This is a genomic window from Mucilaginibacter psychrotolerans, assembly GCF_004519315.1.
Taxonomy (GTDB): domain Bacteria; phylum Bacteroidota; class Bacteroidia; order Sphingobacteriales; family Sphingobacteriaceae; genus Mucilaginibacter; species Mucilaginibacter psychrotolerans.
On sequence record NZ_SOZE01000018.1, the window covers coordinates 89556 to 115386 of the forward strand.

General features: G+C 45.8%; 27 protein-coding genes. 16 read left to right on the forward strand and 11 right to left on the reverse strand.

Annotation, left to right across the window (positions count from 1 at the left end; genetic code table 11):
• Positions 1-34: 34 nt before the first annotated feature.
• Positions 35-1030: a tryptophan--tRNA ligase gene (gene trpS, locus E2R66_RS17340; protein ID WP_133232730.1), complete on the reverse strand. Its 996-nt coding sequence runs from the start codon at positions 1028-1030 to the stop codon at positions 35-37.
• Positions 1031-1071: 41 nt separating this feature from the next.
• Here trpS and E2R66_RS17345 point away from each other — a divergent pair, with 41 nt between their 5' ends.
• From E2R66_RS17345 to E2R66_RS17375, 7 genes are all read left to right on the forward strand, one after another.
• Positions 1072-1827, forward strand: a complete 756-nt coding sequence (locus tag E2R66_RS17345) for a lysophospholipid acyltransferase family protein (RefSeq protein ID WP_133232728.1) — start codon at positions 1072-1074, stop codon at positions 1825-1827.
• Complete coding sequence (gatC, locus tag E2R66_RS17350) at positions 1802-2089, forward strand: Asp-tRNA(Asn)/Glu-tRNA(Gln) amidotransferase subunit GatC (RefSeq protein ID WP_133232726.1); 288 nt, start codon at positions 1802-1804, stop codon at positions 2087-2089. The genes E2R66_RS17345 and gatC overlap by 26 nt, the downstream gene beginning before the upstream one ends.
• 86 nt (positions 2090-2175) lie before the next feature.
• Entirely contained in the window at positions 2176-2412 is a 237-nt protein-coding gene (locus E2R66_RS17355) for a hypothetical protein (RefSeq protein ID WP_133232724.1), read from the forward strand.
• Entirely contained in the window at positions 2402-2734 is a 333-nt protein-coding gene (locus tag E2R66_RS17360) for a type II toxin-antitoxin system RelE/ParE family toxin (protein WP_133232722.1), read from the forward strand. The genes E2R66_RS17355 and E2R66_RS17360 overlap by 11 nt, the downstream gene beginning before the upstream one ends.
• Positions 2735-2831: 97 nt before the next feature.
• Complete coding sequence (locus tag E2R66_RS17365; RefSeq protein WP_133232720.1) at positions 2832-3596, forward strand: ABC transporter ATP-binding protein; 765 nt, start codon at positions 2832-2834, stop codon at positions 3594-3596.
• A gap of 113 nt (positions 3597-3709) precedes the next feature.
• A complete protein-coding gene (locus tag E2R66_RS17370) occupies positions 3710-4525 on the forward strand; it encodes a helix-turn-helix domain-containing protein (RefSeq protein ID WP_133232718.1) in 816 nt (271 codons plus the stop codon).
• 64 nt (positions 4526-4589) lie between these two features.
• The gene (locus tag E2R66_RS17375; protein ID WP_204985944.1) at positions 4590-6245 is read left to right on the forward strand and encodes a serine hydrolase domain-containing protein; all 1656 of its coding nucleotides are present in this window, start codon (positions 4590-4592) and stop codon (positions 6243-6245) included.
• Positions 6246-6403: 158 nt separating this feature from the next.
• Here the strand turns inward: E2R66_RS17375 and E2R66_RS17380 are convergent, their stop codons facing one another.
• The 4 genes from E2R66_RS17380 to E2R66_RS17395 form a co-directional block, all read right to left on the reverse strand.
• Complete coding sequence (locus E2R66_RS17380; protein WP_133232716.1) at positions 6404-7021, reverse strand: hypothetical protein; 618 nt, start codon at positions 7019-7021, stop codon at positions 6404-6406.
• Between the two features lie 289 nt (positions 7022-7310).
• Positions 7311-7922, reverse strand: coding sequence for a hypothetical protein (locus tag E2R66_RS17385; protein ID WP_133232715.1), 612 nt, complete (start codon positions 7920-7922; stop codon positions 7311-7313).
• Between the two features lie 28 nt (positions 7923-7950).
• Positions 7951-8985 carry a cyanophycinase gene (locus E2R66_RS17390; protein WP_133232713.1) on the reverse strand — a complete coding sequence of 345 codons (1035 nt, stop codon included), beginning with the start codon at positions 8983-8985 and terminating at the stop codon, positions 7951-7953.
• A 138-nt stretch (positions 8986-9123) separates the two neighbouring features.
• Positions 9124-10122, reverse strand: coding sequence for a chitinase (locus E2R66_RS17395; RefSeq protein WP_133232711.1), 999 nt, complete (start codon positions 10120-10122; stop codon positions 9124-9126).
• A 201-nt stretch (positions 10123-10323) separates the two neighbouring features.
• On the opposite strand from E2R66_RS17395, the gene E2R66_RS17400 reads away from it, so the two are divergent.
• The 3 genes from E2R66_RS17400 to E2R66_RS17410 all read left to right on the forward strand — a co-directional run bounded on the left by E2R66_RS17400 (position 10324) and on the right by E2R66_RS17410 (position 11655).
• Entirely contained in the window at positions 10324-10872 is a 549-nt protein-coding gene (locus E2R66_RS17400; protein ID WP_133232709.1) for a cob(I)yrinic acid a,c-diamide adenosyltransferase, read from the forward strand.
• A gap of 85 nt (positions 10873-10957) precedes the next feature.
• Complete coding sequence (locus E2R66_RS17405; RefSeq protein WP_002996718.1) at positions 10958-11179, forward strand: DUF2795 domain-containing protein; 222 nt, start codon at positions 10958-10960, stop codon at positions 11177-11179.
• Between the two features lie 326 nt (positions 11180-11505).
• Complete coding sequence (locus tag E2R66_RS17410) at positions 11506-11655, forward strand: lmo0937 family membrane protein (protein ID WP_133232707.1); 150 nt, start codon at positions 11506-11508, stop codon at positions 11653-11655.
• Positions 11656-11691: 36 nt separating this feature from the next.
• Here the strand turns inward: E2R66_RS17410 and E2R66_RS17415 are convergent, their stop codons facing one another.
• The 3 genes from E2R66_RS17415 to queA all read right to left on the reverse strand — a co-directional run bounded on the left by E2R66_RS17415 (position 11692) and on the right by queA (position 14062).
• Positions 11692-12414 carry a 2-C-methyl-D-erythritol 4-phosphate cytidylyltransferase gene (locus E2R66_RS17415; RefSeq protein WP_133232705.1) on the reverse strand — a complete coding sequence of 241 codons (723 nt, stop codon included), beginning with the start codon at positions 12412-12414 and terminating at the stop codon, positions 11692-11694.
• Positions 12415-12463: 49 nt separating this feature from the next.
• Positions 12464-12895 (reverse strand): hypothetical protein, encoded by a 432-nt coding sequence (locus tag E2R66_RS17420; protein WP_133232703.1) that lies wholly within the window; start codon positions 12893-12895, stop codon positions 12464-12466.
• Between the two features lie 117 nt (positions 12896-13012).
• Positions 13013-14062 (reverse strand): tRNA preQ1(34) S-adenosylmethionine ribosyltransferase-isomerase QueA, encoded by a 1050-nt coding sequence (queA, locus tag E2R66_RS17425; RefSeq protein WP_133232701.1) that lies wholly within the window; start codon positions 14060-14062, stop codon positions 13013-13015.
• Positions 14063-14267: 205 nt separating this feature from the next.
• On the opposite strand from queA, the gene E2R66_RS17430 reads away from it, so the two are divergent.
• Positions 14268-15515, forward strand: a complete 1248-nt coding sequence (locus tag E2R66_RS17430) for an ABC transporter permease (RefSeq protein ID WP_133232699.1) — start codon at positions 14268-14270, stop codon at positions 15513-15515.
• Between the two features lie 142 nt (positions 15516-15657).
• A complete protein-coding gene (locus E2R66_RS17435; RefSeq protein WP_133232697.1) occupies positions 15658-15867 on the forward strand; it encodes a hypothetical protein in 210 nt (69 codons plus the stop codon).
• Between the two features lie 313 nt (positions 15868-16180).
• On the opposite strand, the gene E2R66_RS17440 is transcribed toward E2R66_RS17435, so the two are convergent.
• Positions 16181-19438, reverse strand: a complete 3258-nt coding sequence (locus E2R66_RS17440) for a PAS domain-containing hybrid sensor histidine kinase/response regulator (RefSeq protein WP_133232695.1) — start codon at positions 19436-19438, stop codon at positions 16181-16183.
• 145 nt (positions 19439-19583) lie between these two features.
• On the opposite strand from E2R66_RS17440, the gene E2R66_RS17445 reads away from it, so the two are divergent.
• Both E2R66_RS17445 and E2R66_RS17450 read left to right on the forward strand, forming a co-directional pair.
• Positions 19584-20870, forward strand: coding sequence for a citrate synthase (locus tag E2R66_RS17445; RefSeq protein WP_133232693.1), 1287 nt, complete (start codon positions 19584-19586; stop codon positions 20868-20870).
• Between the two features lie 260 nt (positions 20871-21130).
• Entirely contained in the window at positions 21131-23026 is a 1896-nt protein-coding gene (locus tag E2R66_RS17450) for a RecQ family ATP-dependent DNA helicase (protein WP_133232691.1), read from the forward strand.
• Positions 23027-23034: 8 nt separating this feature from the next.
• Here E2R66_RS17450 and E2R66_RS17455 read toward each other — a convergent pair whose 3' ends face one another.
• Both E2R66_RS17455 and E2R66_RS17460 read right to left on the reverse strand, forming a co-directional pair.
• A complete protein-coding gene (locus E2R66_RS17455) occupies positions 23035-23307 on the reverse strand; it encodes a hypothetical protein (RefSeq protein WP_133232689.1) in 273 nt (90 codons plus the stop codon).
• 87 nt (positions 23308-23394) lie between these two features.
• On the reverse strand, positions 23395-23796 hold the full coding sequence (locus E2R66_RS17460; protein ID WP_133232687.1) for a DUF6932 family protein: 402 nt from the start codon (positions 23794-23796) through the stop codon (positions 23395-23397).
• Between the two features lie 318 nt (positions 23797-24114).
• Between E2R66_RS17460 and E2R66_RS17465 the strand changes: the two genes are divergently transcribed.
• Positions 24115-24717 (forward strand): GIN domain-containing protein, encoded by a 603-nt coding sequence (locus E2R66_RS17465; RefSeq protein WP_133232685.1) that lies wholly within the window; start codon positions 24115-24117, stop codon positions 24715-24717.
• A gap of 508 nt (positions 24718-25225) precedes the next feature.
• Positions 25226-25819: a GIN domain-containing protein gene (locus tag E2R66_RS17470; protein ID WP_133232683.1), complete on the forward strand. Its 594-nt coding sequence runs from the start codon at positions 25226-25228 to the stop codon at positions 25817-25819.
• Positions 25820-25831: the final 12 nt, after the last annotated feature.

Below are 25831 nucleotides of genomic sequence, written 5' to 3' on the forward strand. Positions count from 1 at the left end.
AATTTTAAAATTCTGTCAATTCTGATTCAGATAATTAAAACTTCCTGAAACCGATAATTTCCCTTACCTCCCTGATGGTCTTTGAAGCGCTTTCGCGGGCCTTTTCTTCGCCCATTTTGGCAACCTTCCTCAGGTATTCGGCATCGTTGGCTATATCGTTTATCTTTTCGCGGATGGGCGCGGTGGCTATAGTCATGTCTTCGGCAAGCTGCTTTTTCAGGTCGCCGTAGCGGATGGCCATGGTATTGTATAGGTTATCAAAGTGTGCCAGCGTATCGGGCGTAGATACTACTTTCATCAAATCGAACAGGTTTTGTATCTCCTGTGGTTTTGTTTGATTTTCAACGGTTGGGCCACCATCGGTTACCGCACGCATCACTTTTTTGCGGATAGCCTCGGGTGTGTCTGACAGGAATATAGCGTTGCCTTCGCCCTCGCTTTTGCCCATTTTGCCTTTGCCATCCAGTCCGGGTATCTTCACCAAACTTTCGCCGAAGCTGAATGCAAAAGGCTCGGGGAAGTAATCGTTATTATAAAGGCGGTTAAAGCGGTTGCCAAAGGTGCGGGCCATCTCCAGGTGTTGTTCCTGGTCTTTACCCACCGGTACTTTGGTAGCCTTGTGTATAATGATATCCGCAGCCATTAAAACCGGGTAGGTTAAAAGGCCAGCGTTCACGTTATCGGGGTTGGCACGCACTTTATCTTTAAAAGAAGTAGCGCGTTCCAGTTCGCCCATGTAGGCGTTCATGTTGAGATACAGATATAATTCCGTAACTTCAGGCACATCGCTTTGTACGTAAATGGTTGATTTTTCAGGGTCGATACCTGATGCCAGGTACTCTACCAAAACCTGCTTCACGTTACCATGCAGGTTGGCAGGGGTAGGGTGGGTGGTTAAGGAGTGCAGGTCGGCAATAAAAAAATAGCAGTTATATTCGTCCTGCATCTTCACGAAGTTTTGTACAGCCCCGTAATAATTGCCCAAATGCAGGTTCCCGGTAGATCTTATGCCACTAACAACAGTTTCCATATAGGGGGCGAAAGTAAGGATTTTTTATATTTTTGAGGGCGATGAAAATGATATTGAAGAAAGTGCACGTGTACCTTTACGCTTTTAGCGTGGGGTTTTCGTACCTGTTGTTGTTCCCCTTCTTCTATTACTTTTCGCGCAAAACATCCCGCTATAAGTATATGAATGCGCTGCGGCGTTTTTGGGGGCACATCAGTTCGTTGGTAGTAGGCATACTGTATAGCTTTGATGTAGAGCAACCTATAGACTGGAGCAAAACCTATATCATTTGCCCTAACCACACCAGCAACCTGGATATTACCGCCATGAGCATCTTCGTTAAGACTAACGACTACTGTTTTATGGGCAAACAGGAACTGGCAGATTTCTTCGTGACGAGCTTGTTTTTCCGAACGGTAGACATACCTGTTGACCGCCAAAGCAAAATCGCCTCTTTCCGTGCGTTTAAAAAGGTAATGGAACGTTTACAAAGCGGCGTTACCACCATCATCTTCCCCGAAGCCACTATACCCGACCATTACCCGCCCCAGCTGAAAGATTTCAAGAACGGCCCCTTCCGCATGGCCATAGAGCTTAAGTTGCCCATAATACCCGTAACATCTTTAAACACCTGGGAAATTTTATGGGACGACGGGCTGAAATATGGCTCGAGGCCGGGGATATGTAATATATTTGTACATAAGCCGATTGAAACGGCGCATTTAACCATTGACGATGCCGATGCCCTGCGCGACGAGGTACACGCCATCATCAGCCAAAAATTAGCAGACTATGACCATAGACGAACAGACAGTTGATAAGATAGCCCACCTTGCCCGCCTGGAACTTGCCCCAGGCGAAAAAGCAGAAATGATAGCCGATATGAACAAGATACTAGGCTTTATGGATAAGCTGAACGAGGTGGATACCACCGGCGTTGAGCCCCTGGTGTACATGACGGATGAGCCTAACATCCTACGTGAAGATGTGGTGAAGCAGGTTATCACTACCGCCGAAGCATTGGAAAACGCGCCGAATCATGACAACGCCCACTTTTTGGTAGCGAAGGTGATAAAGTAAGTCTTGAGTGGAAAGTTCGAAGTTATAGTTCTGATTGTCAGATCAGCGTTTTAAAAATTAGTAAAACAATCGTAAATTTGTTTAAGATGACAACTCTAACCGTAAATATCGATAACAAGAAATCTGAAAAGGCTATTAAAGCCGTTTTGGAGGCTTTGGGTTTGGATTATAGTGTAGCGCCGACTACTGACAAAATGCGTCCGCTGAATAAAGCCGAGCAGCGTATTTTTGATAATATGAAAAGCACTTTAGAATATGTTAAACTTTACGAGAAAGGGGAGGTTAAATTAAAGACTGCGAGGGAATTGCTGGATGAGTTATGAAATCGTAACAACGCCGGAGTTTGACAGAGAGGTTAAAAGGATTGCCAAGAAACACAAAGCAATTAAAGCTGATATTGCCAAGTTGATTACCGCCCTTGAATTGAATCCGACAAAGGGGATAGATTTGGGCGGGGATTTTTATAAGATAAGATTATCTATTTCGGGTACCAACAAAGGTAAATCCGGTGGTGCTCGGGTAATTACATTTGTAGTGTTTGTAAAAGAACTTGTTTTCCTGTCGGATATATATTTAAAAAGCGAGGTTGACAGCATCGATACAAGCATAATCGGTAAACGGCTAAGCGACCAAGGCCTGATATAACCATTTTAACTTCCCCCCCCCCCCCGACTGCTTAAAATCTTTTGTCCTTCCCTCTGTAACATTTCGCCCTGCGCTATTGTCAAAGAAAGAAAAACGGATGATACCACTAGCTAAAGCCAAGGAAGAGCCACTAATCATTTTAAAGGATATTGGGCGTAAATACGTTATCGGCGCGGAGATTATACACGCTATCAAGTCGGTTTCGCTTACCATCAATAAAGGCGAGTTCGTTGCGCTGATGGGGCCCTCAGGTTCGGGTAAATCCACATTGATGAACATTCTGGGCTGTCTGGATACGCCAACCAAAGGCGTGTACATCCTGAACGGACTGGACGTAAGCCACATGACAGATAACGAGTTGGCCGAAGTGCGTAACTCGGAAATCGGCTTCGTATTTCAAACTTTCAACCTTTTGCCGCGTAACAGCGCTTTAGATAATGTTGCCTTGCCGCTGGTTTATGCCGGTATCAGCAAAGAGAAAAGACGCGACCGTGCCAAAGCAGCCCTGGAAAATGTAGGCCTAGGCAACCGTACCGATCACCGCCCCAACGAATTATCTGGTGGGCAACGCCAACGCGTAGCCGTGGCCCGTGCCTTAATCAACAATCCATCCATCATATTGGCCGATGAGCCTACCGGTAACCTGGATACCAAAACATCTATCGAAATTATGGGGCTTATTGAGGATATCCACTCCAAAGGTAATACCATTATATTGGTAACGCACGAGGAAGATATTGCTTTGCACGCCCACCGTATTGTACGCATGCGCGATGGTTTGGTAGAGAACGATTACCAAAACACCAATATCCAAACCGTACGCCAGCATAGTGCTGCTGCCGGGATTGATTTGGGTAAGTAAGTTGTTTCAAGTTATTTTTTTACACCCTCTTTGCGCAGCATAGAGGGTCGACAAGCGAAGCAATGTCGGGGTGAGTCCACTCTCCGCGAAGTGTACCAATAGACCATGCATCTGTGGAGAATCTGAAAACCGGCCGCTTTTACGGGCAAACTAACAGCACCATCCACCTGGATTTTGCTACCATTACCGATACCGAATATACCCACGATAAGGTAGATTGGCACTACCACGATAATGCTTACTTCACCTTTATCCTCGATGGCAAAGTAATAGAGGGCAATAAAAAGGAAGTATATAACTGCACTGCGGGCAGTCTGCTGTTTCATAACTGGCAGGATGCGCACTACAACATCAAACCCAAAGGCTTCACACGCGGCTTCCACATCGAATTGAACCAAAGCTGGTTTGATAGCTTCAAAGTTTATCGCGATCATTTGCAGGGCAGCTTTGCGGTGGCTAACCCCGACGTTAAATTTCTGTTCTACAAAATATTCCGCGAGACCAAAGTGCAGGATGGCCTCACCGCGCTTTCTACCGAAGCCTTGCTGCTACAGGCATTGGCCCGTATGCAGGGCGACCATGCAGCGGCTACCAAACAAACACCGCTGTGGGTGGGGAGGTTAAAGGAAATACTGAACGACAACGTTGCCGTAAAATTTACCCTTGCCGAAGTATCAGCGTTGTTGAACATCCACCCGGTGCACCTTTCCCGAGATTTCTCAAAGTACTTCCATTGTAACATGGGCGAATACATCCGCAAGCTGCGCATAGAAAAAGCCTTCGGCTTATTGCCCGATAGTAATTTGTCGTTGACGGATATCGCCTTAACCTGCGGTTTTGCCGACCAAAGTCATTTCCTGCGTAGCTTTAAAAGCTTTAATCAGGCAAACCCTACCGCTTACCGTAAACTTTTAATGCGGGCATGTTAATCCTGTTCTATTTTGCGGGCCTAACTTATCGGAGATTTGCTTGCATCATCATAAAACAGAAAACATGTCTATCAACATAAAACACCTGCTACTTGCCGCGCTTTGCTTCATCGCTTTTAAAGCATCGGCACAAATCACCAACATCGTAGCACCTGCGCCCATTACCGCGCCAATCCATCATGCTAACATCGGCCGTATTGTTTTTTTGAACGATACTATCCCAGTTACACAGATCACAGATACTGATCTTGTAAAAGAACTGGTACTGAACCCTAAGAATAACCTCAGTATGTGCGCCTTCATGGGTAACTCGCTTACCAATTACCAGCACCAGATGGCCCCGGAGCTCACTGTAGAGCAACTGAACCAGGGCAATTTTCAGTTTTCTTTTTTTATAGATGATAAGCTCATTTACCAGGAAAACCTGAATAAAGGCGCAGGGTATGCTTATCTGAAAAATAGCCGTACCGCCCTCCGCATCAAACTCATCAGCACCCTGCACGAAGATATGTGGAGCCGTTACCTGTTTGCCCGCATGATGGTGCGCGGCGGGGAGGATGCCTTAACTACCGGTACACACACTTTGCGGATGGAGTTACGCCCCTACATTACTATCCCCGCATTGAAGGTGGGCGATATCATATCCAAAGGCGATTTGAAAATAATCGTACAGCCTGCCGAGGTTAAGGACAAAGAGATACAAGCAATAAGGCCCGGCAGTGGATGGCCGTTATCTACAGAGTTATATGATAAAAAACTCATCATGGCCATGAACGAGAAGATTGCCCAGAATAAATTCAAGAATATCAGCAGTGTAGTGGTCATTAAAAACGGCAAGCTGCTGATAGAAGAATATTTTAACGGCGAAGGCCGTGATACCCTGCACGATCCACGCTCCGTTGGCAAAACATTCGCCGGGGCGGTGATGGGAATCGCTATAAAGGACGGTTACATCAAATCGGAACAGCAAACATTAGGCGATTTTTATAGCCTGAAAAATTACCAAAACTACTCGCCCAAAAAAGACAGCATCACCATCAAAAGCCTGCTCACCATGAGTTCGGTCTTCGATGCGAACGATAATGACGACGACTCGCCAGGCAACGAAAACAATATGTACCCCATGGAAAATTGGGTCAAATTCGCGCTGGACTTAAAGGTAGATAGCAGCAAGCGAGCCTACAAAAGCTGGAATTATTTTACAGCAGGAATCGTAGTGGTAGGGGATATCCTCAACCAAAAAGTACCGGGCGGCCTGGATAAATATGCCGATGTAAAACTGTTCAAGCCCCTTGGCATCAGTAAGTATAAATGGCCATACACCCCGCAGCATGTGCCCAGCACGGCAGGCGGCGTCAGGCTAAGAGCACTGGATTTTGCCAAATTCGGGCAGTTATACAAGAACAACGGCGTATGGAAAGGCAAGCAGGTAATTCCGAAGGAATGGGTAGCAAAATCTCTCACCAAGCAAATGGCTTTACCTGCCGATGTAGTTGGCCCCGGCAATTATGGCTACCTGTTCTGGAACAAAACCTACACCATTGGCGATACAGCTTACGAAACCTGGTACTGTACCGGCAACGGCGGCAATAAGATCTTTATTTTTAAAGATCAGCCGCTGGTGGTAATCATCACCGCAACCGCTTATAACGAAAGCTATGCACACCCGCAAGCTGATAAAATGATGCAGCAATATATATTGCCGGCGGTGGGGAAGTAGCGCATCAATTACATTAACCGTCATGTTGGACTTGTTTCAACACCCCATCATTAAAGTCGCGACAGTGAAAGGCCGCTTTGCATATCGTTTACCTGCCGTGTGGGGTGCCGAAAAGATTTCGGCATGACGTTTTTATATTTGCCGCGAGCAATTAACTCTTAGCACACCTCCGCCAGTTTACAAACAAACTCCGCCATATAAATTGCCCGGGTGGGTGTGATGGGTTTTTTGTTGCCCACGATGAGGGTATGGTTTACGATCTCTATTACGAAATCGTCTTCACGGATATCCATAACCGCGTTGCGGAAGTGGCGGTCCATACAGCTGATGGCTTTAGCGTGGTCGTTCACCATCACGTAGAAAGTATCGCTAAAGGCTTTGTCTTCCTTAAAGTCCAGTTCCAGTGGGTGTATCAGTTCGGCTAATTTATCGCGCAGGGTTTCGGGGCGTATTTTCACCCGGCCAAAATCGCGCTTTAAGTAAGCCAAGGCCCAGGTTTGGTATTCAAAATGGTCGGTTATGAGGCCCTCGTGGGCTTTTTTTGAATGGGTATCTACAAACAATACGTAGCAATCGCTATGACCGTTCTTGATCACGTAGGAGCCAAGCAGGTTATAATCATGATACTGGTTAAACGCATCAAAATCTTCGAGATGGAAGTTGATGTGCCCGGTGAGCTGCATATTGAAACGCGCCCGCAACTCATCGTAGGTAGCCTGGAAACTGTCTATCGTATCTTGCGAAAGGCCCTTGGTATCGAATAAAAAACTGCTCATTGCTTAAATTTCTAACACCCTAAAGATAACAACAACGGGCCATATGCATCGCGGTATTTTGAAAGTGCGGTGAATTGTGATGGCTGGCTCAGGCTACACGTAGACACGGTAGAAAGGAGCGACAACTACGAATAAGATTACGAAACGCTTTCTGCTTTTTGGGCTATTTTTTATCGGCAGGCCAGGGAGCGTTTAGGTCTTCCCATCCAAAACGCAAGTATTTCTCGTTTGGTGAAAAATCGCCAGCTCCAATATCTAAATCTTTGGAATTAGGGATCCGGTAATCGCCTCAATTGCAGGTTTTTATGGTCTTTTTGTCGTAGCTAACCCATTGCCCCATAAATTGGTTATTTGCAAAACTATCGGAGTTTATGTCGATGTCATCATATTGCACAACGTTGTTTTTGTCGATATAAACCTTCGCAGTAACTATGCCCTTAAACACGCCCGAATGCTCATCATTACCGGTTTCTGAAAGCACATAGGCCCCCCACAATGTGTATCGGACTTTGATGCCTTTGTCTTTATATTCATCGTCAAGCCCGTAAAATTCAGGGGACGAAATGCTTGCAACGTTTAATGTTATCCGACCGGTAAAACTCCGGATGTTGTTTTTTACCAACGATTTCCCGGTAACGATATAAGTATCCGGCTTTGCAGGGTCTTTGCGTACCGACTGGAATTTTATCCGCAAACGTTGAAAGTTATCGCCGATAAAGCCGAATACTTGTTTGTTATCGGTATGTGTAAATATGCCCGATAGGTCATATTTCAGCAATTCTTTCTTGGCTGCTATTCGTTTTTCTAATGTGTTGTAAGGCGGCGGGTCAGCTTGTGCCGAGGCAGTCCCGTGATAAGCTATGAGACAAAATAACAGCAGTATTTGTAGTGATATTTTCATGATGGTTTAGCTGCCAGCAAAATAGCGATTATTTATGCAAAACGCCATCCTGTACCCACCACCGCAGCCAATTGCCGCCACTGGCTTTGCTTAAATCGAACTTTGCCAAATCGAAATGGCCTGCACCGGTTTCAGAGCCTTGTATCTCGTAAACCTTTAAGGCCTGCTGGTTTTGATTCCAGGTTAACGCCGTGCCGGGGGCTAGGGTTTCGGGCGGTTTCTTAGCATCGGGCAATATAAAATAAGCTTTGCTGCTACCGAAGACCACGGCTTGCCCATCCTCATACATGCAAACGGCGGTGCGTTCATCGGCGGCTATGCCTTTGATGTTGGCCTGCCAGTCTTTTGCAATGCGGGCCAGGAATACCACGTGGCGACCCTGACGGTTGCGGGTGAGGTAGTGCTGGTCGGTTATTACATTTTGCAGGTAGGGGGCATGCACAAAATCGTTGTCATATAGCTTTACCAAATTGTGGTAGGGGTTAGCCAAAGCAGTATCGGCTGTTAGACTGGCAATTTCGCCGCTGTAGTAGAAGCCGCCCAGGATGGCGCAGCCGGCGCTGGTGCCGCCAACGGGTACGTGTTTTTTATTGAGCAGGTAGTTGATGGCAGCCATGGTTTTGGTGCCACGCCAATACTTCATGTAATTGCTTTGGTCGCCGCCGGCAATGAACAGCATCTCGGCATTGCGTATGATATTTGCCACAGTATCATTATCAGCCAGCTCGCGCGAATCTATCTTTAGCGTTTCCACCGAGTTTACTTTACCCAGCTCAAAAATATAGGGATTATACGCCGCCGTGCCCGAGGCGCGGATAATCACCACATCTCCGCCGCCGCTGCGGCTAATCATCCATTTAAAGGCCGCATCTACATCTTTACCGCCACCCATCATGACTACGCCAAGTTTAGTTGCCGTTTTTACATCGGCAGTATCGCCGATGATGCCTAGGGAGGCAGGGCGGTTGGGATATCTTTTGGTGGTATCGAGGATTGGGGCAGCATTAGACACGTGACTATAGATTGACAGACAAGTAATCAAAAGTGCTTTAAATAGATTCATCAAGTGCGTTTTAAGCAATATTATTGAGCATTTTTCCTCGTAGTCTGTAATTTGTTCTCGCGCAAAGCCGCTAAGGCCGCAAAAGGTCTTGCGTGATAGCTTGGCGTTCTTTGCGTCTTTGCGTGAAATATAACCGCATCAATACTTATAAGCAGCCATATTACCGCAACTACAAGCGCAATTAGGGTCAGTTATACCCAGTTTCTTTAAAAAGAACTGGTAAAAGCCAATGCGGTCGTTCATGCTGTAGTTGTCCTCGCCTTTATTGCACTCCAATTCGCCGTTCACGATCACAATGGTCATCCCGAAGCCGGGGGTGCGGCCTGCGGCTTTATCTTTGGCGTTCGGCTGCCACCGGCCTACCATTACATCATGTGCGCTTGGTTTATGGGTTTCGGGTGTCATCCAAAAATAGATAGCGGTTTTAAAGGCCACAACAGGGTCGGTTTCTACTAATGCGGGGTTATCCAGAAGTATGTGTTTGTTGCCAAAGATGCAATCAGACGCGTAGCCGTAGTTGCCATTATAACTCAATTGTATAGGGCCGCGGCCATAATACTTCTGTCCTTTAACGGGCGGGTACTCGTCGCTGTCGCTTACATAGGTGCGGGTTGTATCGGCCTCTCGTTTTAGCATCAGGCCATCGGTATAGCTGCCGTTAATGCCGTGGCGAGTTTCGTGGGAAATTTGAGCGAAGAATGCGGCTAACTCGCGTTTGTTTGTTATGGCATCTTTGTCTGTACAAAAGCTGCCATAATCAACCGTAAAAGTGCTGTCGGGTTTTACTTTGGCCCACTCTTCGTTCCAGTCGCCGTCCTGTCGCACAATACTGTCTTTGCCGGTGCGTTTATCGGTACGGATGAACTGGTAAACCGATACCGCACGCCGGGTTACCTTTACTTTTACCTGCGCCATATCATCAACGGCTTTAATAAATGCGTGGTAGGTATAGAATTGATCGCGCTGCGGGAAAAGATCGTTATACTCCTTCTCGCTCAGAAATTTACTGAAAGAGGGGAGTGGCGGTGGAGTGGATGCCACCTCCGTGCTTTTGCCACTATTGCATTTAAAGCTGAACAATGGGATAGCAAGCAAACAAATTAAAGTAAGCTTAGCGGATGATATGATGAGTTTCATGGCAGCAATGATATATATTTGAACAAACACCACGCTGGTATTTAAGTTCGGATTGTTTTACCACAAAGAACACAAAGATGTGCCGCTTTATTATCACAAAGTGCACAAAGTTTTTTAAAACCGATAATAAGCAAACAAAAAAATCTTTGTGAGCTTTGTGTTTTTATCTTAGCGGCCTTTGTGGTTAATCATAAACATGAGATGAAGATATATACTAAAACCGGCGATAAAGGCTACACTTCTTTAATTGGCGGTACCCGTGTGCCCAAGCACCACCTCCGCATAGAAAGCTACGGCACTGTGGATGAGCTGAACAGTTGGATAGGCCTCATACGCGATCAGTCCCTGGCAACGCATGATAAGGACATACTGAAAGAAATACAGGACAGGTTATTCACCATCGGCTCCTCGCTGGCGGCCGACCAGGAGAAATCGCGCATGATAACGCCCGACCTAAAACCCGGCGACGTGGAGCTGTTGGAGCAGGAAATGGACCGTATGAACGAAACTTTGCCCGAATTGCGCCATTTTATTTTGCCGGGCGGAAATAATGTTATATCTTACTGCCACATAGCCCGCTGTGTTTGCCGTCGCGCCGAGCGTTTAAGTGTGCACCTGGCGGAGGAAAGTACAGTTGATGAACTGGTGAATATTTATCTTAACCGGTTGAGCGACTACCTATTTACGCTGGGGCGGATGGTAGGGTTTAATGCAAAAGTTACTGAAAATCAGTGGTTACCAAGGTTGTAAAAAAAATTACAAAAAAATAGTAAAAATCAATTTAAAAATATTATACTTTTGCGAAAAAGGAAATTTACCCAACTAATATAAAAACATGTATTGGACACTTGAATTAGCATCGCACTTAGAAGATGCGCCATGGCCGGCAACAAAAGATGAATTAATTGATTATGCAATCCGTTCTGGCGCGCCGGTAGAGGTTATAGAGAACCTGCAGGCGTTGGAAGACGATGGCGAACCGTATGAGAACATAGAGGAGATTTGGCCGGATTACCCTACTAAAGACGATTTCTTTTTTAACGAAGACGAGTATTAACTATACTTGTATAATACTTAGGGCCTCTGCATTTTGCGGGGGCTTTTTTGTTTTAAGCCTGTTGCGAACGATTTTGGAGTTGCTGTCTATTTATACTTGTATGCGTATCTGTCAAAAACAAAGCATTGCGAGAGGTTATCGGTTACTATAACCGTTATCCCGGGTAATTGGAAATCTATCGGGGTTTTTCCATACCGCCCCTCTGCTTTATGATACATGAGGATACATTAATGCATCAAATTTTTATGTCCATCACTTTTTGGAATGATTTTGGTATTAGGCCAAATACAATCTACTGAAGTATTAACATATAAAAACACTACAACATGAGAAGCTTATTGTACCTTATCGCAGTTATCCTGGTCGTTATCTGGATTTTTGGCGCGTTCGTTAGCCCCTTCGGCGGCAATATTATCCACGTATTATTGGTAATTGCTATTATCGCTTTATTGCTTGGCGTTATCAGGAGAGCCTGATTAGTCTACCTGTAAGTAAAATAATTAACCATCGGCTTATCGGGCCGGTGGTTTTTTGTTTATAAGCGTTTCTGCGATAGCAATATCATCAGGGAAAGTTATTTTAATATTGCTGTAGTTGCCCTCAATAAGCTGTATTTCAAAGCCAAGCTGTTCTACTACCGATGCATCATCGGTAAACTTAGGATCGAAAGGTTGTTGGTAGGCTTCCCTTAGCAATGCCGAGCGGAACGTTTGCGGGGTTTGTACCAGGTATATGTCATCGCGGTTTAAGCTTTGCGAGGTATCCCCACGCAACTGCCGTACGGAGTCGCGACTTTTAACCGCCACCACAGCGCTGCCTTGTGCCTCGGCGCAGTTGTAGGCCTCATCTATCACCGCAGGGCTTATCAGCGGTCTAACGGCATCGTGTACAGCAATTAGCACATTTTTATCGGTAATCTGGTCAATGGCATTCTTTACGGAATGAAAGCGTGTTTCGCCGCCCGCAATTAATGTATGTATTATTGCGAAGTTATGCACAGCGCAGAGCTCTTTCCATAGTTCATGATAGCTCGCATGTAGTACCACAACCAGCTGCGGTTGCAAAGTGCTGCCGGCAAAAGCCTCCAGGGTATGCATCAACACCGGCTTGCCGTTCAACTCAATGAATTGCTTCGGCAAAACCGACTGCATCCGCGTACCCGAACCACCGGCTACGATGACAGCGTAATATTTAGATTTTAGATTAGAGATTTTAGATGAGGGATTGGAAGCCATGTAACTGTAGATATGAGATGTCAGATTTAAGATGTGAGACACTGTGTTATCAGTTAACTCCCTCGTTGCTTGTCCATCTGGTTTTTCTGTAATTAATAGTGATGCCAAATATTGTAGTACTGGTGGTATAAATCTCACCGTGTATCCAACGGTCGTATTTGTCATTAGGGTTAATGCATACCGTTATTTCATCACCCACGTTGGGCTGGGTGCCGTTTAAAAAGGATTGCGTTACCATTACCGTCTTCGATGTTCCCTGGGCTTCAGGTATTTCTACCTTAAAGTCAAATTGCCGCTCGTTATTGATATGTATACCTGTAGCGGTAACATCTAATACCATAGTTTTTACTTTAATTGCCGCAGCATCTCGTTTGGTTCTGCGCTTTGCTATCCAATTGTTAACGAGGCGGACCACTGCAATTACGGCAGCTATTTCTAAAATAAAGAAAAGTAGCGATAATATAATGTGGAACACGCTCATAGGTTACCAAAGCTATAAAACAAAAATGAGATATAAACTTTCGTCCATACCTCATTCGTATTTCTAGCGAGATTGAGCTTCCTGTCTCAAATCTCATATCTAATGTCTCAAATCTAATTAGATTATCAGCATCGCATCGCCGTAGCTGTAAAAGCGGTATTTCTCTTTCACGGCAACTTCGTAGGCATTCATTACGTGCTCGTAACCGCCAAATGCGCTTATCATCATCAATAAGGTAGATTCCGGCGTGTGGAAGTTGGTGATCATGCTGTTGGCTATGCTGAATTCGTACGGCGGGAAGATGAACTTGCTGGTCCAATCGTTTGCTGCTTTAAGCGTTTTGTTGGCCGATACAGCCGACTCAATAGTACGCATAGAAGTAGTACCTACGGCGCAAATACGGCTTTTACGCTCTATGCCGCGGTTTACGATATCAGCTTGTTTCTGCTCGATAATGAATTGTTCGCTATCCATCTTGTGTTTGGTCAGATCCTCCACCTCAACCGGGCGGAAAGTACCTAAACCAACATGCAGGGTAACCTCGGCAAATTCAACGCCTTTTAGTTCCAGGCGTTTCATCAGCTCGCGGCTAAAGTGCAGGCCTGCGGTAGGGGCAGCAACTGCACCTTCGTGCTTGGCAAATATGGTTTGGTAGCGTTCTTTATCGTCGGCAGTGGCTTTGCGTTTGATGTATTTTGGCAGCGGTGTCTCGCCCAGTATCTCTACGTTACGGCGGAATTCTTCGTCGGTACCATCGAATAAAAAGCGGATGGTGCGGCCACGCGATGTGGTGTTATCCACAACCTCTGCTATCAGCAAGTCGTCGTCGCCAAAATATAACTTGTTGCCTACGCGTATTTTACGAGCCGGGTCAACCAAAACGTCCCAAAGGCGTAGTTCTTTATTAAGTTCGCGCAGCAGGAAAACTTCGATGGTGGCACCGGTTTTTTCTTTGTTGCCATACATGCGCGCAGGGAATACTTTGGTGTTGTTCAGGATCATTACATCCTTATCGTCAAAATAATCCAATATATCCTTGAATATTTTATGCTCAATTTTGCCCGAATCGCGGTGAAGCACCATTAAGCGCGATTGATCGCGTATATCTGATGGCGAATGAGCGATAAGTGACTCGGGTAAATTGAATTTAAACTGGGATAATTTCATGCTTTATATATGAATTTTCAGGGCGCAAATGTACGGATTTTTTATTAGTTTAACCGATTTTTCTAACATTTCGTTTTGATTATTAGAAAAATACTTTTATGTAGATTGCTGTAACTTAAAGCCGCAGCCGCAGTCTAAAACCCATATCGCCCGGCACAGCTATAAAAGCGCGGGGCGGATTGCTTGTTACTATAAAGATACCGATATGATCATATTAAAACTTATCCGCGAGAGCTTCCTGTTTGCATACGATGCGCTTAGGCAAAACAAGCTGCGCACGTTGCTGTCCCTGTTGGGCGTGACCATTGGTATATTTACCATTATAGCGGTTCGTTCTGCTGTTGATACCTTGCGGAATAACTTGCAGGCAAGCGTAAATAAGCTGGGCAACAACAGTATTTACGTAGAGAAATGGCCTTGGGTAGGCGAAGATAACTTCCCCTGGTGGAAGTATATGCAGCGTCCGGTGCCCAAACTGCGCGATTTCGAGCAGATGCGCCGCCGCAGCCAAACTGCCAAGGCTATTACCTACGAAATAAGTATCGATAACCGAACCGTAAAATACGGGAGCAACACGGTAGATGGTGCACAGATCGGTGCCGTGTCGCACGAGCATGATAAGGTAATCAGCTTCGATTTTCAGGACGGGCGTTATTTTACGGATATGGAATCGCGCACGGGTTCCCCAATTACTATCATAGGCTATGATATTGCCGATAACCTTTTTCCTGCAGGCGATGCCGTGGGCAAGCAAATAAAACTGATGGGCCGTAAGGTTACCATAGTGGGCGTTTTTAGCAAGCAAGGCGACGATATGCTGGGGATCTCTACCGATAAGCAAGTGTTGGTGCCTTTGAATTTTGCCAAGAACGTTATCGATATAGAAAACGAAAAATATTCGCCATCACTCGTAATACGGGGTGCGGATAACCTTTCGGAAACGGAGGTGGAGAGCGAAGTGCGCGGGCTGATGCGCTCTATCCGGAGCATTCGCCCCGGCGATGAAGATAACTTCGCGCTCAATAAATCAAGCGTTATCTCCAACCAGCTGGATAGCGTCTTCGGCTTCGTGAACGTGGCTGGCGCCATCATAGGCGGCTTTAGCGTATTGGTTGGCGGTTTCGGTATTGCCAATATCATGTTCGTATCGGTAAAAGAGCGTACCAACATCATTGGCATACAAAAATCATTGGGTGCCAAAAATTACTTCATCTTATTACAGTTCCTTATCGAATCTGTTGTGCTTTGCTTGATGGGGGGGCTTATCGGGCTGGGGCTGGTGTACCTGGGTACCATAGGGGCCAAGGCAGCTTCGGGGCTCCAGATTGTTTTAGACGCAACCAATATTATCAGAGGGCTAAGTATCTCGGTAATCATCGGCATTATCGCAGGCATTGTGCCGGCCTGGTTTGCATCCCGTATGGACCCTGTTGAGGCTATACGTACCAATTAATAAGCACCAGGCGGGCAATGCAAAAGCATTTTAAACTACTGCCGCCTGTTGCTTCAGACCATTTCACGTATGCCATCAGTTTTGCGCTGGTGTTCGATTTTGTGTATTTGCCGCAGATTCAGGATGCAGCCAAACGAGGGGCATGTTCCTGCTCGTCTCGGTACTGATGGCCCTGGGCTTTCTTGCCTGTTCTTTCTTATTCTATTATTTCGCTGCAAACAAGCTCAAGCACATCGCAGCCTATTGCATCATGATGTACCTGCTATCAGAACTGTTTGCAGCTTTTGTATTGGGCAGGCTTTGCGTGTTCGGGCTATTTATCGCGCCGGTGTGTCGTGGAAATCGCTTTTAAATTTTTGATTCCCCTCTCGAGAGGGGGCGTGCGGGGCTGTGCGAGAGCAGGGGTGTGTTAGCCGCAATGCATAACGTACAAACACACCCCTCCACCCTCTAGAGGGGAATCGCGCAATCCGTCGCGCGCATTATTTAAAAAAGCGATTTCCCTGGCCGGTGGTGTACAATGGCACGCCATATCCGGATATCTATATTTTCCAGAAACATACAGCCTTTGGCTTATCTATGTCGTTTATAATAGCGGCAGCAATCTGTTTTTCCCGTAAAGCCCTCGTTTCTTACAGATCAAAGGTATAAGCATCAAACCACTATTAAATATTCTCAGGTATTACCGGTTTGCAGTGCTTTGATATCATCTCGAAGAGCACCTCGGGCACGAAGGGCTTAGTCAGGAAATCTGTCATGCCGTGCTCAAAAGCCTTAGTATGAGTTTCTGGCATGGCATCGGCCGTAAATGCTATTATCGGCAGCGAAGGTTGTTTTTCTTTGATGATAGCCGAAGCCTCAAAGCCATCCATCACGGGCATTTGGAGGTCCATAATAATTAAGTCGTAAGCCTTTTCGCTTGCCATTTGCACGGCTATTAGTCCGTTGGCAGCATCATCTACATTAGCCTGCCATTTTTTGAGAAATTTGGCGGCTATCATAATATTCATCTTATTATCATCTACCACCAAAATATTCATCCCATACAGGTTGGGCGGCAATGGGGTAGCGGCAGGTTTTTCGGGCACCGCAAGGGCCTGCTCTGCCACTTGGAACCATACCGAAAAAATAAACTGGGTTCCCTTACCCAGCTCGCTGGTAACGTGTATGCTGCTTTTGTAAAGCTCTACCAACCTTTTGGTTATGGCCAACCCAAGCCCGGTACCTCCATAATCTGCATTGATAACCTGGTCTTCCTGTATAAAAGGGTCGAATATGATCCCGAAGTTTTCGGCTGCTATGCCAATGCCCGTATCGGTAACTTTAAATGTGATAAGTATCTCTTTATCGGTAGCCTGTTCTTGTTGCAGCACTATACCTACCTTGCCATGTTTGGTAAATTTCACGGCGTTGTTCACCAGGTTAATCAATATCTGGCTAAGGCGGGTTTGGTCGCCTATGATATACTCGGGGATGTTTGAGTCTGCAATGAGCTCTATTTCCAGGTTTTTCTCTACCGCCCGGGCGTAGAACGATTGCCTGATGTTTTGCGCCAGGTGATGAATGTTGAAAGGCGTGTTATTGAGCACCAGTTTGCCGGCTTCGATCTTATTATAATCTAATATATCGTTAATGATAGCCAGCAGGTTCTCTCCGCTGAATTTGAGCGTGTTGAGGTATTCCAGCTGTTCGGGTCGCGGGTCTTCGGCCAGCAGCAGGTTAGTGGTGCCTATCACCGCATTCATGGGTGTGCGTATCTCATGGCTCATGATAGAAAGGAACTCCGATTTAAAGCGCGAGGCGCGTTCGGCCTGTTCTTTTGCCGTAATTAACTCTTGCCGGGCAATTTGCTGCCGGGTAATATCTTCGCCAATGCTGGTTGTGCCTTTAAGGTTGCCATCGTCATCATAACTGATGGTGTTTTGCCAGCTGATGGTGCGCTGCTCGCCGTTGCGGCAGATAACCGGGTTTACATAATGCGCTTTTACACTATTGTTTTTAAACCAGCCGGTCATCATTTCGCGCAGATCTTCGGGCACAAACTTTTGCATCCAGTTCATACCCAAAATTTCTTCCTGCTGGTAGCCCAGCAAATGGGCTAAATAGTTGTTGCAAAATATCACGTGCCCCTTTTCGTCCAGCGAAATAGCGGCCAGGTTAATGGTTTGCAGTACCTGGCGAAATTTATTTTCGGTGCTTTTGTGTTCTATTTCGGCCTGTTTGCGCTGGGTAATATCCTGCAGGGTGCCTACGATCTTGCGCAGGCTACCATCATCGCGCAGTATCAAATTGCCGGTATTTACGCTGATGTACTTTAAAGTGCCCCTTGGCGTAATGATGCGGTATTCCACAGCGATATCTGAAGCGGGGCTAAACAAGTTGCGTATAACATACCGGTCGTCGGGGTGGATGTATTTGATTAAGGCGCGGCCCGCGTGCGAGAGCGATGCCTCGTGCTCCTCCAACTCATAAATGGCGTTTACCTCATCGCTCCAGCTGAGCAGCTTGGTTGCGTTATCAAATTTCCAGTTGCCTATCTTGGCTATCTTTTGTGCTTCTAAAAGCTCTATCTGGCTCACTTTGATGGCTTTTTCGGCAAGGCGGGCTTCGGTAACATCTTGTATAATGCCTATAATTCGCTTCAACAGACCGTTTTCATCGTATTGCAAATCGCCGCGCAGTACTTTGATGTACTTGAGATTGCCTTTTGGGGTAACCATTTTATGCTCATGCGCCGGATTGGTAACCTGGGTGATATTGTTAAAATATTCAGTAGTGCGCTCCAAATCGTCCGGGTGTACCATGCTCATATAATATTGAAACATGGTGAGTGTGCCAGGTATAGCGTCAACCTCTAGTACATTAAATAAGTTGTCCGACCAATAGCTCTCCCGTGTCAGGGCGTCAAACCACCAGTTACCGGTTTTGGCAATGCTATGCGCCTGTTGCAACAGTTGCTCGTTCTCTTTCAAGGCATCAGCACGCTTTTTTTCCTCGGTAATATCGGTAACCGATACCGATATACGGTGTAGATAGTTGCCGTTTACGTCGAACACGGGTGCGGCCTTGGCCATAAACCATTTGGGCTGCCCATACAGAGAGGGAAACTCAATGGTGTACGGTTCGCGGTATTTCATTACGTAATCATATGCCCTTGCAAATGGTTCGGCCTGGGTTGGGCCCATTGCATCGAACAGATGTTTATGCAGGAATTGTTCGCGTGTGAGGTAAGGCGGGCTGTGCGGGCCAAACCACACGTTGAGGCATATGATGTTCTCGTCGAGCTCGAAAATGGTATCGTTCATTGAACTGATGAGCGCGTGGAGTTGCTGGCGGCTTTCCCGCAGCGTAATGTCGTTGGCTACCAGGGTTTCGTTCAATAGCAATACATCGTTTATGGCCTTCCTGAACTGCTGCTGATAGCTGATCATCACAAAGAACGATACATAGGCAATCAAGGTAAATATTACCATCAACACCACGAGTACGGTGCCCGAAATAAACAGCTTTGGCGCGGTATAATAGGCGCTAAGGATAACCGCAAGGTTCAAAACGCTGATGGTGATGAACTCCCAACGTTTGTTACAAAAGAAAGTAAGCGAGATAAATATGGTAACAGAGCTGAACAGGTACACATGCTCAAATCCATTTCTGCTCAGCAGTATGCCATTGTTGATGGCCAGGTAGCCTATTATAGTTGCATAAACCGCGTATTTGTAGGCCGTTTTATAGTTACTGAACGACAGCGCAAGCGCTACCGCACAAAACAGGCAGTTAATAGCCCTTAGCCAAATAGGATCGTAAGAGTTGTAATAACACAAATAGTGTAGCGATGGGCCTGCTATAAGCAAACCCAGCAGAAGCAGGCGGTAAACCGTATGGTCATTATCTATCTTCAGCAGGGGTTTTTCTTTAAACGCCATGCAAGGAGTATTTTTTTAACATTAGCAAACTAATATACGGCAAAAATGTATGCACAGGCATAAGAATTTTACAATTAGTAAATTGTATCTTACAGCCTGTTTATACGCATATTTACTTACATTTGTTGCAAATACTATATTTTCCATGTCTAATACCGCACAACTAAAAATTGGTGATAAAACATACGAACTGCCTGTTATTGAAGGCACCGAGGGCGAAAAGGCGATAGATATTTCTAAACTGCGCGACTTAAGCGGCTACGTTACCCTGGATGTAGGGTATAAAAATACCGGCGCCACCAAAAGCGCCATTACATTTTTAGATGGCGAGGTAGGCATATTGAAATACCGCGGTTATCCAATAGAAGAGCTGGCCGAAAAATCGACTTTTATAGAGGTGGCCTACCTGCTGATATATGGCGATTTGCCCACTACGGAGCAATTGGAAAACTTTGGCCGCGAAATTAGCCGGCATACCCTGGTGCACGAGGATATGAAGAAGTTCTTCGATGGCTTCCCGTCCGGTTCGCACCCTATGGGGCAGTTGTCGTCGTTAATTGGCGCTTTGGCGGCTTTCAACCCGGCATCGCTTAAGCAGGGCCAAACTGCCGAAGAAGTAAACCTGGAAATTATCAAGCTGATTGCCAAGATGAGCACCATCGTATCGTGGATATACAAAAAATCGTTGGGCCATCCCATGATGTATCCGCAGAATAAGCTGGATTATGTAACCAACTTTTTGCACATGACCTTTGGGCAACTTACCGAAGATGTGGTAATAGACCCGGTTGTGGTAAGCGCTATGAATAAGTTGCTGATACTGCATGCAGATCATGAGCAAAACTGCTCGGCCTCAACTGTTCGCATCGTAGGTTCTTCAGATGCTAACCTCTATGCGTCTATTTCGGCAGGTATATCTGCGCTTTGGGGACCGCTACATGGCGGCGCCAACCAGGCGGTGATAGAGATGCTGCAGCAGATAAAAGAAGATGGCGGCGATACCGATAAATGGATAAAGAAAGCCAAAGATAAAAACGACCCTTTCCGTTTGATGGGTTTTGGTCACCGTGTTTACAAAAACTTCGACCCGAGGGCAAAGATCATCAAAAAAGCCTGCGACGATATATTAGAAAAACTGCACATACAGGACGAAACCCTGGAGATTGCCAAAAAGCTGGAAGAAGTTGCCCTTAGCGACCCATACTTTGTAGAGCGCAAATTATACCCTAACGTAGATTTTTACTCGGGCATTATTTATACTGCTTTGGGCTTCCCTACAGAAATGTTTACGGTGTTGTTTGCCCTTGGCCGCTTGCCGGGATGGATAGCCCAGTGGAAAGAAATGAAAGCTAACAAAGAACCTATCGGTCGCCCGCGCCAGATATACGTTGGTGCAACGGATAGGGAATATACCGATATTGAGGGAAGGTAGATAAGCCTTTTTGCATCATAGCGATGGGTTTAAAACCCTTCGCTATGATGCAAATCCCAAACCACGTCATGCCGAACTTGTTTCGGCACCCCACTTGCAAGGCTCGCGAACATGCAACGCGTTTTAGCATAGTGGCTGCTTTTATGATGGGGTACCGAAACAAGTTCGGCATGACGGTTGATTTCTTTCTAACAGATTGAACACCGCGATAAATACTATAAAAGCCCGCCATTTGCCGGGCTTTTTTTATAACCAGCCAGATGACCACACGCGAACTGCTTAAGCAATATTGGGGGCACGATACCTTCCGGCCAATGCAGGAAGAGATCATTGCGTCGGTATTGCAGGGGCACGATACGCTGGCCTTGCTACCTACAGGAGGGGGAAAATCCGTATGTTTCCAAATACCCGCATTGGCGAAGGACGGCATCTGTATCGTGGTATCGCCACTCATCGCGCTGATGAAAGACCAGGTGGAGAACCTGAAGGAAAAGGGCATCGATGCGGTTTCTATCGTATCGGGCATGAGCCGCCGCGAGGTGGATATCGCGCTGGATAATTGCATTTACGGCTATACCAAGTTCCTGTACCTCTCGCCCGAGCGTTTGTTATCCGAACTGGTTCGCGAGCGCATCAAGTACATGAAGGTGAACCTTTTTGCGGTAGATGAAGCGCATTGCATATCGCAATGGGGTTATGATTTCCGTCCGCCCTATCTTCATATTGCCGAACTGCGCGATCTGCACCCCAATGTACCTGTATTGGCCCTCACAGCAACGGCCACCGCCGATGTTCGCGTAGATATTCAGGAGAAGCTATTGTTTAAGCCAGGCAGCGCGCTTTATCAGCAAAGCTTTGCCCGTAAAAATATAAGTTATGTGGTGCGCCACGCCGAAAATAAGAGCCGCGCCCTGATGGATATCGTTAGCGGGGTAAAAGGTAGCGGCATTGTTTATGTGCGCACACGGAAAGGCACTGCCGATGTGGCCAAATTCCTGAACGAACACAACTACAAGGCTGATTATTACCACGGCGGCCTTAGTGCCGATGAGCGCAGCGAAAAACAAGAGGCTTGGAAAAACAACCGCACCCGCATCATTGTAGCTACCAATGCTTTCGGCATGGGGATAGATAAGCCGGATGTGCGTTTCGTGGTACACCTGGAGGCTCCCGACAGTCTGGAGGCCTATTACCAGGAAGCTGGTAGGGCGGGGCGCGATGAGCAAAAGGCTTATGGGGTTTTACTTTACGATGGTATAGACAGGCTGCGCCGCGAGAAAGTGTTTCTGCAGAGTTTTCCCTCGGTTAACGAAATTAAACAAACCTACCATTACCTGGCCAATTACTGCCGGGTGGCTTACGAGAGTGGCGAGGGCATGAGCTTCGACCTTGATCTCGGCGATTTTTGCGGTACCTATAAGCTCGATGCCATCAAAACCCTGAACGCGCTGAAGTTTTTGGAGCAAAACGAATATGTGGCCTTTAACGAGAGTGTGTTCCTGCCCTCGCGTTTCAGGTTCGAGGTGGCGAACGAAGAACTTTATAACTTTCAGATACAGAATCCCGGCTGGGACACATTCATCAAAACGCTGCTGCGCTCGTACGGCGGCTCGTTCGAGAATTATGTGCGGCTGAAAGAGTTCGATCTGGCGCGTCGTACGGGCATGAGCGTGCAGCAAGTGGTAAATGGGTTGACCCAACTAAGCGGCTACCAGTTGTTAAGCTACCTGCCCCAAACAGATAAGCCGCAGATAACCTGGCTAATGCCACGACAGCACAACGATAATGTATTTATCAACAAGGCCGATATAGATGCCCGCAAGGCTACCTACCGCAACAAGATGGAAGCTGTTTTCGCTTATGCCGAGCACAAGCGTTGCCGCAGCCAGATGCTGCTGGCCTATTTCGACGAAACCAACGCAGCTAAATGCGGCATATGCGATGTATGCCTGACCGAAAAGCGGCAAAAGAACGCTTCGGAGATATTCGAGGACATCACCAACGAAATAGTAGAACTGTTAAGCGCAGATGCACACAACATCGGCCAGCTGATAACCAGCCTGAAGCGCGGCACCGAAAAAGAAAAGATAGAAACCTTAAGGCTGCTGCTGGATGCCGGCAAGATAAAAACAGACGGGGAGAAGTATTATTTGTAGGAGGGGGGCTAAATTGCTAATGCCAATTCCTTCAATTCCTTTTGTTCTACTTTGTCGGATGGGTAATATTTATTGATCATTAATTTTATCAAAGAAAAGCTCTCAACAGATTGAAAAGGCGGTTTTGCCAACTCGTCAATAAATTCAGCAACTTGCTTTGCTTTTAAAATTTCGTATTGAGCAGACATCAAACCAAGGTCATCCTGCCTGTGCAAGGAAATCATCTCTTCAGTTTTTTTGATATTTTCAATCAATTCTTTTAAATGATGAATGCGCCTCATAATTCAAATTTAAACATTTATTTCTAAAAAACCTTTTGGCACTCTTTTTCGCTGCGCGGTTGGTTTTGTTTTACCAAAATGGTCTAATCAGTATGCCTTGTCGGCTTCGGTGATATAAAACAACTTGCTTTCGGAAGAATGCACAACCACAATATAGCCATCAATTCCATAACCATGCACGCTATTTGGATAGATGAATTGTTTTAACGCTTTTTCTTTAGCTTTTACGATGTCGTAATCTATAAAGGAAACGATATCAATATCCAGTGGATTTTTATTTTTGGTAACGTAGGATCCATCTATCCATTGTTTTATATCGCTATTACCGCAAACAACTTTCAAATCGTTGCAATACAATTTGTACTGTTCAAATAAATAGCGGCGCTTTTCAATATTTGGTCTAATAACAAATTCCGCTTCAAACGCTGCCAAACTGCACGCTATCGTGGTTTCGGGAATAAGAAGGCCACGCTGATTAAAATCAAACATTTTTATAACACTTGGTTCGTAAATATATATCATTTCTGAGTACCGCTAATCAGCTAGTTCGCCATGTAGATTTCTTTTCTAAAAGTCACGAATCGAGCCGAATCTTCATGTTCGTTTTATCTGCACATCTGAAATCTGCACACCTGCACATCACTATTCTTTTTCGCCGACCATTTTCCAGCGTTCACCGATGTAATAGCCCCGTACGTCTATTTGGCTATATTTTGCTGTAACGTTTCCTCGATGGGGGCGTCATATGGGTGTATTTAATAAAACGAAAAAACACAAAACATACTCACCATCAAAATATTAGGAATCATGAAAGCGAAATTTTTAACCATAGCAACCATCGTAACTTTAGCCTTAGGTACCGTAACAACAACCTTTGCCGCTACCAATAACAACGAAGAAGTAGCCACCGTTTTAACAAACGTTAGCCAGATAAACAAAATCGAAATCCGTGGTAACGTGCAGCTGTTCGTATCAGATGGCAGTGCCGACCAGGTGAAAGTTTACAACCGTTACTACGCCGAAAGCGCCCTGGTACAAAATGATAACGGTGTATTGCGCATTGCATCTTACAATGCAAAAACACTGGTAGTTTGGGTGACTGCTGCCGACCTGCGCACCATCTCTGCTTACGATAACGCGGAAGTAAAATCATTCGGCAACCTGTCTAAAATAGACCTGGACGTTAACCTGTACAATAACGCCTCAGCACAGTTGAGTCTGGATGCCTTTAAAGCAAACATCACTGTGAACGACCGCGCTAAAGCCAACCTTACCGGTAACGTAACCGATTACAGCTTAACGCACGACCAAAGCGCAAGCGTAAACCAAACTAACTTGGTAGCAGTAAACAAAGCCGATAAAACTACCAACAAGCATATCCAGGCTAAAGACGACGTAGCCGCCCTGTAAGCACTACTTTTGCAAAAGTTCAACATATATTCTTAGGAGCCATCGCGTAAGCGGTGGCTTTTTTATTGTTTGATAGGAGGGATGGCTGCCCGGTGCCGGAAAAGAGTTAGAGAAAATTGCGTGCTTTTGGCCACATATCGCCCCAAAAATGTGTTTTGAACGATAAGCCCGGATTTTTGAAGAAAAACACCGATTTTTTTAGGGAAAATTGAGGCTGCACGCCGTTCTTTTCTGAACCCGAATTATACGAATTTTAAAAATGGGCAGGATGTAAAAAGACATTGAGGGAATTCTGCACATTCATTTAATTCCCCTAAAATTCGGGTTCAGACAACCCCGCAATCTGCGCATCTGCATTCGCCGACCCTTTTCCACCATTCACCGATATAAACCCGCACTGTGTCTAATTTACACTAATGCGCTGTAACGTTTCGGCGTTGGGGTCGTCTTATTAGTGTATTAAGTTACTAAACAACATAAGGTTCTAACAATCAAAATATTAAATATCATGAAAACAACAATATTCACCATCTTAGCTATCGTAGTATTAGCTTTGGGTAACACAAATTCAAGCTTCGCTTCCGTAAAAAACGATAACAAAGAAGTAAGCACCATCTTAACAAACGTAAGCCACATCAGCAAAATAGAAGTACACGGAAACGTGGAGCTTTACGTATCAGACGGCAATGCCGACCAGGTAAAGGTTTACAACCAGTACTACGCTGAAAGCGCTTTGGTGCAAAGCCAGAACGGCGTGTTGCGTATATCATCCTATAAAACTGAAAAATTGGTAGTATGGGTTACCGCCGCAGATTTGCGCGAGATTGCCGCTTACGATAACGCAGCCATCAAATCATTCGGCAGCTTATCTAAGATAGACCTGGACGTTAACCTTTACAACAACGCTACCGCCCAGTTGAATTTGGAAGCTTACCGCGCAACCTTAATGGTAAATGATAATGCCAAAGTAACCTTAACCGGCAGCGTTACCGAGTACTGCTTAAAATACGCCGACTCTGCCACCGTGGTAAACGATAACTTCATCACCGTAAACGAAAGCAAAATACAAATCGATGCCAGAAGAGATATCGCCGGCTTATAATCAGCATCTTAA

What these genes read in the sequence shown, in the direction of transcription:
- E2R66_RS17400 (WP_133232709.1), top strand. Translation starts at nt 10,324, where the DNA reads ATGAAGATATATACTAAAACCGGCGATAAAGGCTACACTTCTTTAATT.
- E2R66_RS17465 (WP_133232685.1), top strand. Translation starts at nt 24,115, where the DNA reads ATGAAAGCGAAATTTTTAACCATAGCAACCATCGTAACTTTAGCCTTA.
- E2R66_RS17405 (WP_002996718.1), top strand. Translation starts at nt 10,958, where the DNA reads ATGTATTGGACACTTGAATTAGCATCGCACTTAGAAGATGCGCCATGG.
- E2R66_RS17435 (WP_133232697.1), top strand. Translation starts at nt 15,658, where the DNA reads ATGTTCCTGCTCGTCTCGGTACTGATGGCCCTGGGCTTTCTTGCCTGT.
- gatC (WP_133232726.1), top strand. Translation starts at nt 1,802, where the DNA reads ATGACCATAGACGAACAGACAGTTGATAAGATAGCCCACCTTGCCCGC.
- E2R66_RS17365 (WP_133232720.1), top strand. Translation starts at nt 2,832, where the DNA reads ATGATACCACTAGCTAAAGCCAAGGAAGAGCCACTAATCATTTTAAAG.
- E2R66_RS17415 (WP_133232705.1), bottom strand. Translation starts at nt 12,414, where the DNA reads ATGGCTTCCAATCCCTCATCTAAAATCTCTAATCTAAAATCTAAATAT.
- E2R66_RS17390 (WP_133232713.1), bottom strand. Translation starts at nt 8,985, where the DNA reads ATGAATCTATTTAAAGCACTTTTGATTACTTGTCTGTCAATCTATAGT.
- E2R66_RS17355 (WP_133232724.1), top strand. Translation starts at nt 2,176, where the DNA reads ATGACAACTCTAACCGTAAATATCGATAACAAGAAATCTGAAAAGGCT.
- trpS (WP_133232730.1), bottom strand. Translation starts at nt 1,030, where the DNA reads ATGGAAACTGTTGTTAGTGGCATAAGATCTACCGGGAACCTGCATTTG.
- E2R66_RS17395 (WP_133232711.1), bottom strand. Translation starts at nt 10,122, where the DNA reads ATGAAACTCATCATATCATCCGCTAAGCTTACTTTAATTTGTTTGCTT.
- E2R66_RS17450 (WP_133232691.1), top strand. Translation starts at nt 21,131, where the DNA reads ATGACCACACGCGAACTGCTTAAGCAATATTGGGGGCACGATACCTTC.
- E2R66_RS17375 (WP_204985944.1), top strand. Translation starts at nt 4,590, where the DNA reads ATGTCTATCAACATAAAACACCTGCTACTTGCCGCGCTTTGCTTCATC.
- E2R66_RS17345 (WP_133232728.1), top strand. Translation starts at nt 1,072, where the DNA reads ATGAAAATGATATTGAAGAAAGTGCACGTGTACCTTTACGCTTTTAGC.
- E2R66_RS17410 (WP_133232707.1), top strand. Translation starts at nt 11,506, where the DNA reads ATGAGAAGCTTATTGTACCTTATCGCAGTTATCCTGGTCGTTATCTGG.
- E2R66_RS17385 (WP_133232715.1), bottom strand. Translation starts at nt 7,922, where the DNA reads ATGAAAATATCACTACAAATACTGCTGTTATTTTGTCTCATAGCTTAT.
- E2R66_RS17360 (WP_133232722.1), top strand. Translation starts at nt 2,402, where the DNA reads ATGAGTTATGAAATCGTAACAACGCCGGAGTTTGACAGAGAGGTTAAA.
- E2R66_RS17440 (WP_133232695.1), bottom strand. Translation starts at nt 19,438, where the DNA reads ATGGCGTTTAAAGAAAAACCCCTGCTGAAGATAGATAATGACCATACG.
- E2R66_RS17420 (WP_133232703.1), bottom strand. Translation starts at nt 12,895, where the DNA reads ATGAGCGTGTTCCACATTATATTATCGCTACTTTTCTTTATTTTAGAA.
- queA (WP_133232701.1), bottom strand. Translation starts at nt 14,062, where the DNA reads ATGAAATTATCCCAGTTTAAATTCAATTTACCCGAGTCACTTATCGCT.
- E2R66_RS17380 (WP_133232716.1), bottom strand. Translation starts at nt 7,021, where the DNA reads ATGAGCAGTTTTTTATTCGATACCAAGGGCCTTTCGCAAGATACGATA.
- E2R66_RS17445 (WP_133232693.1), top strand. Translation starts at nt 19,584, where the DNA reads ATGTCTAATACCGCACAACTAAAAATTGGTGATAAAACATACGAACTG.
- E2R66_RS17430 (WP_133232699.1), top strand. Translation starts at nt 14,268, where the DNA reads ATGATCATATTAAAACTTATCCGCGAGAGCTTCCTGTTTGCATACGAT.
- E2R66_RS17455 (WP_133232689.1), bottom strand. Translation starts at nt 23,307, where the DNA reads ATGAGGCGCATTCATCATTTAAAAGAATTGATTGAAAATATCAAAAAA.
- E2R66_RS17460 (WP_133232687.1), bottom strand. Translation starts at nt 23,796, where the DNA reads ATGTTTGATTTTAATCAGCGTGGCCTTCTTATTCCCGAAACCACGATA.
- E2R66_RS17470 (WP_133232683.1), top strand. Translation starts at nt 25,226, where the DNA reads ATGAAAACAACAATATTCACCATCTTAGCTATCGTAGTATTAGCTTTG.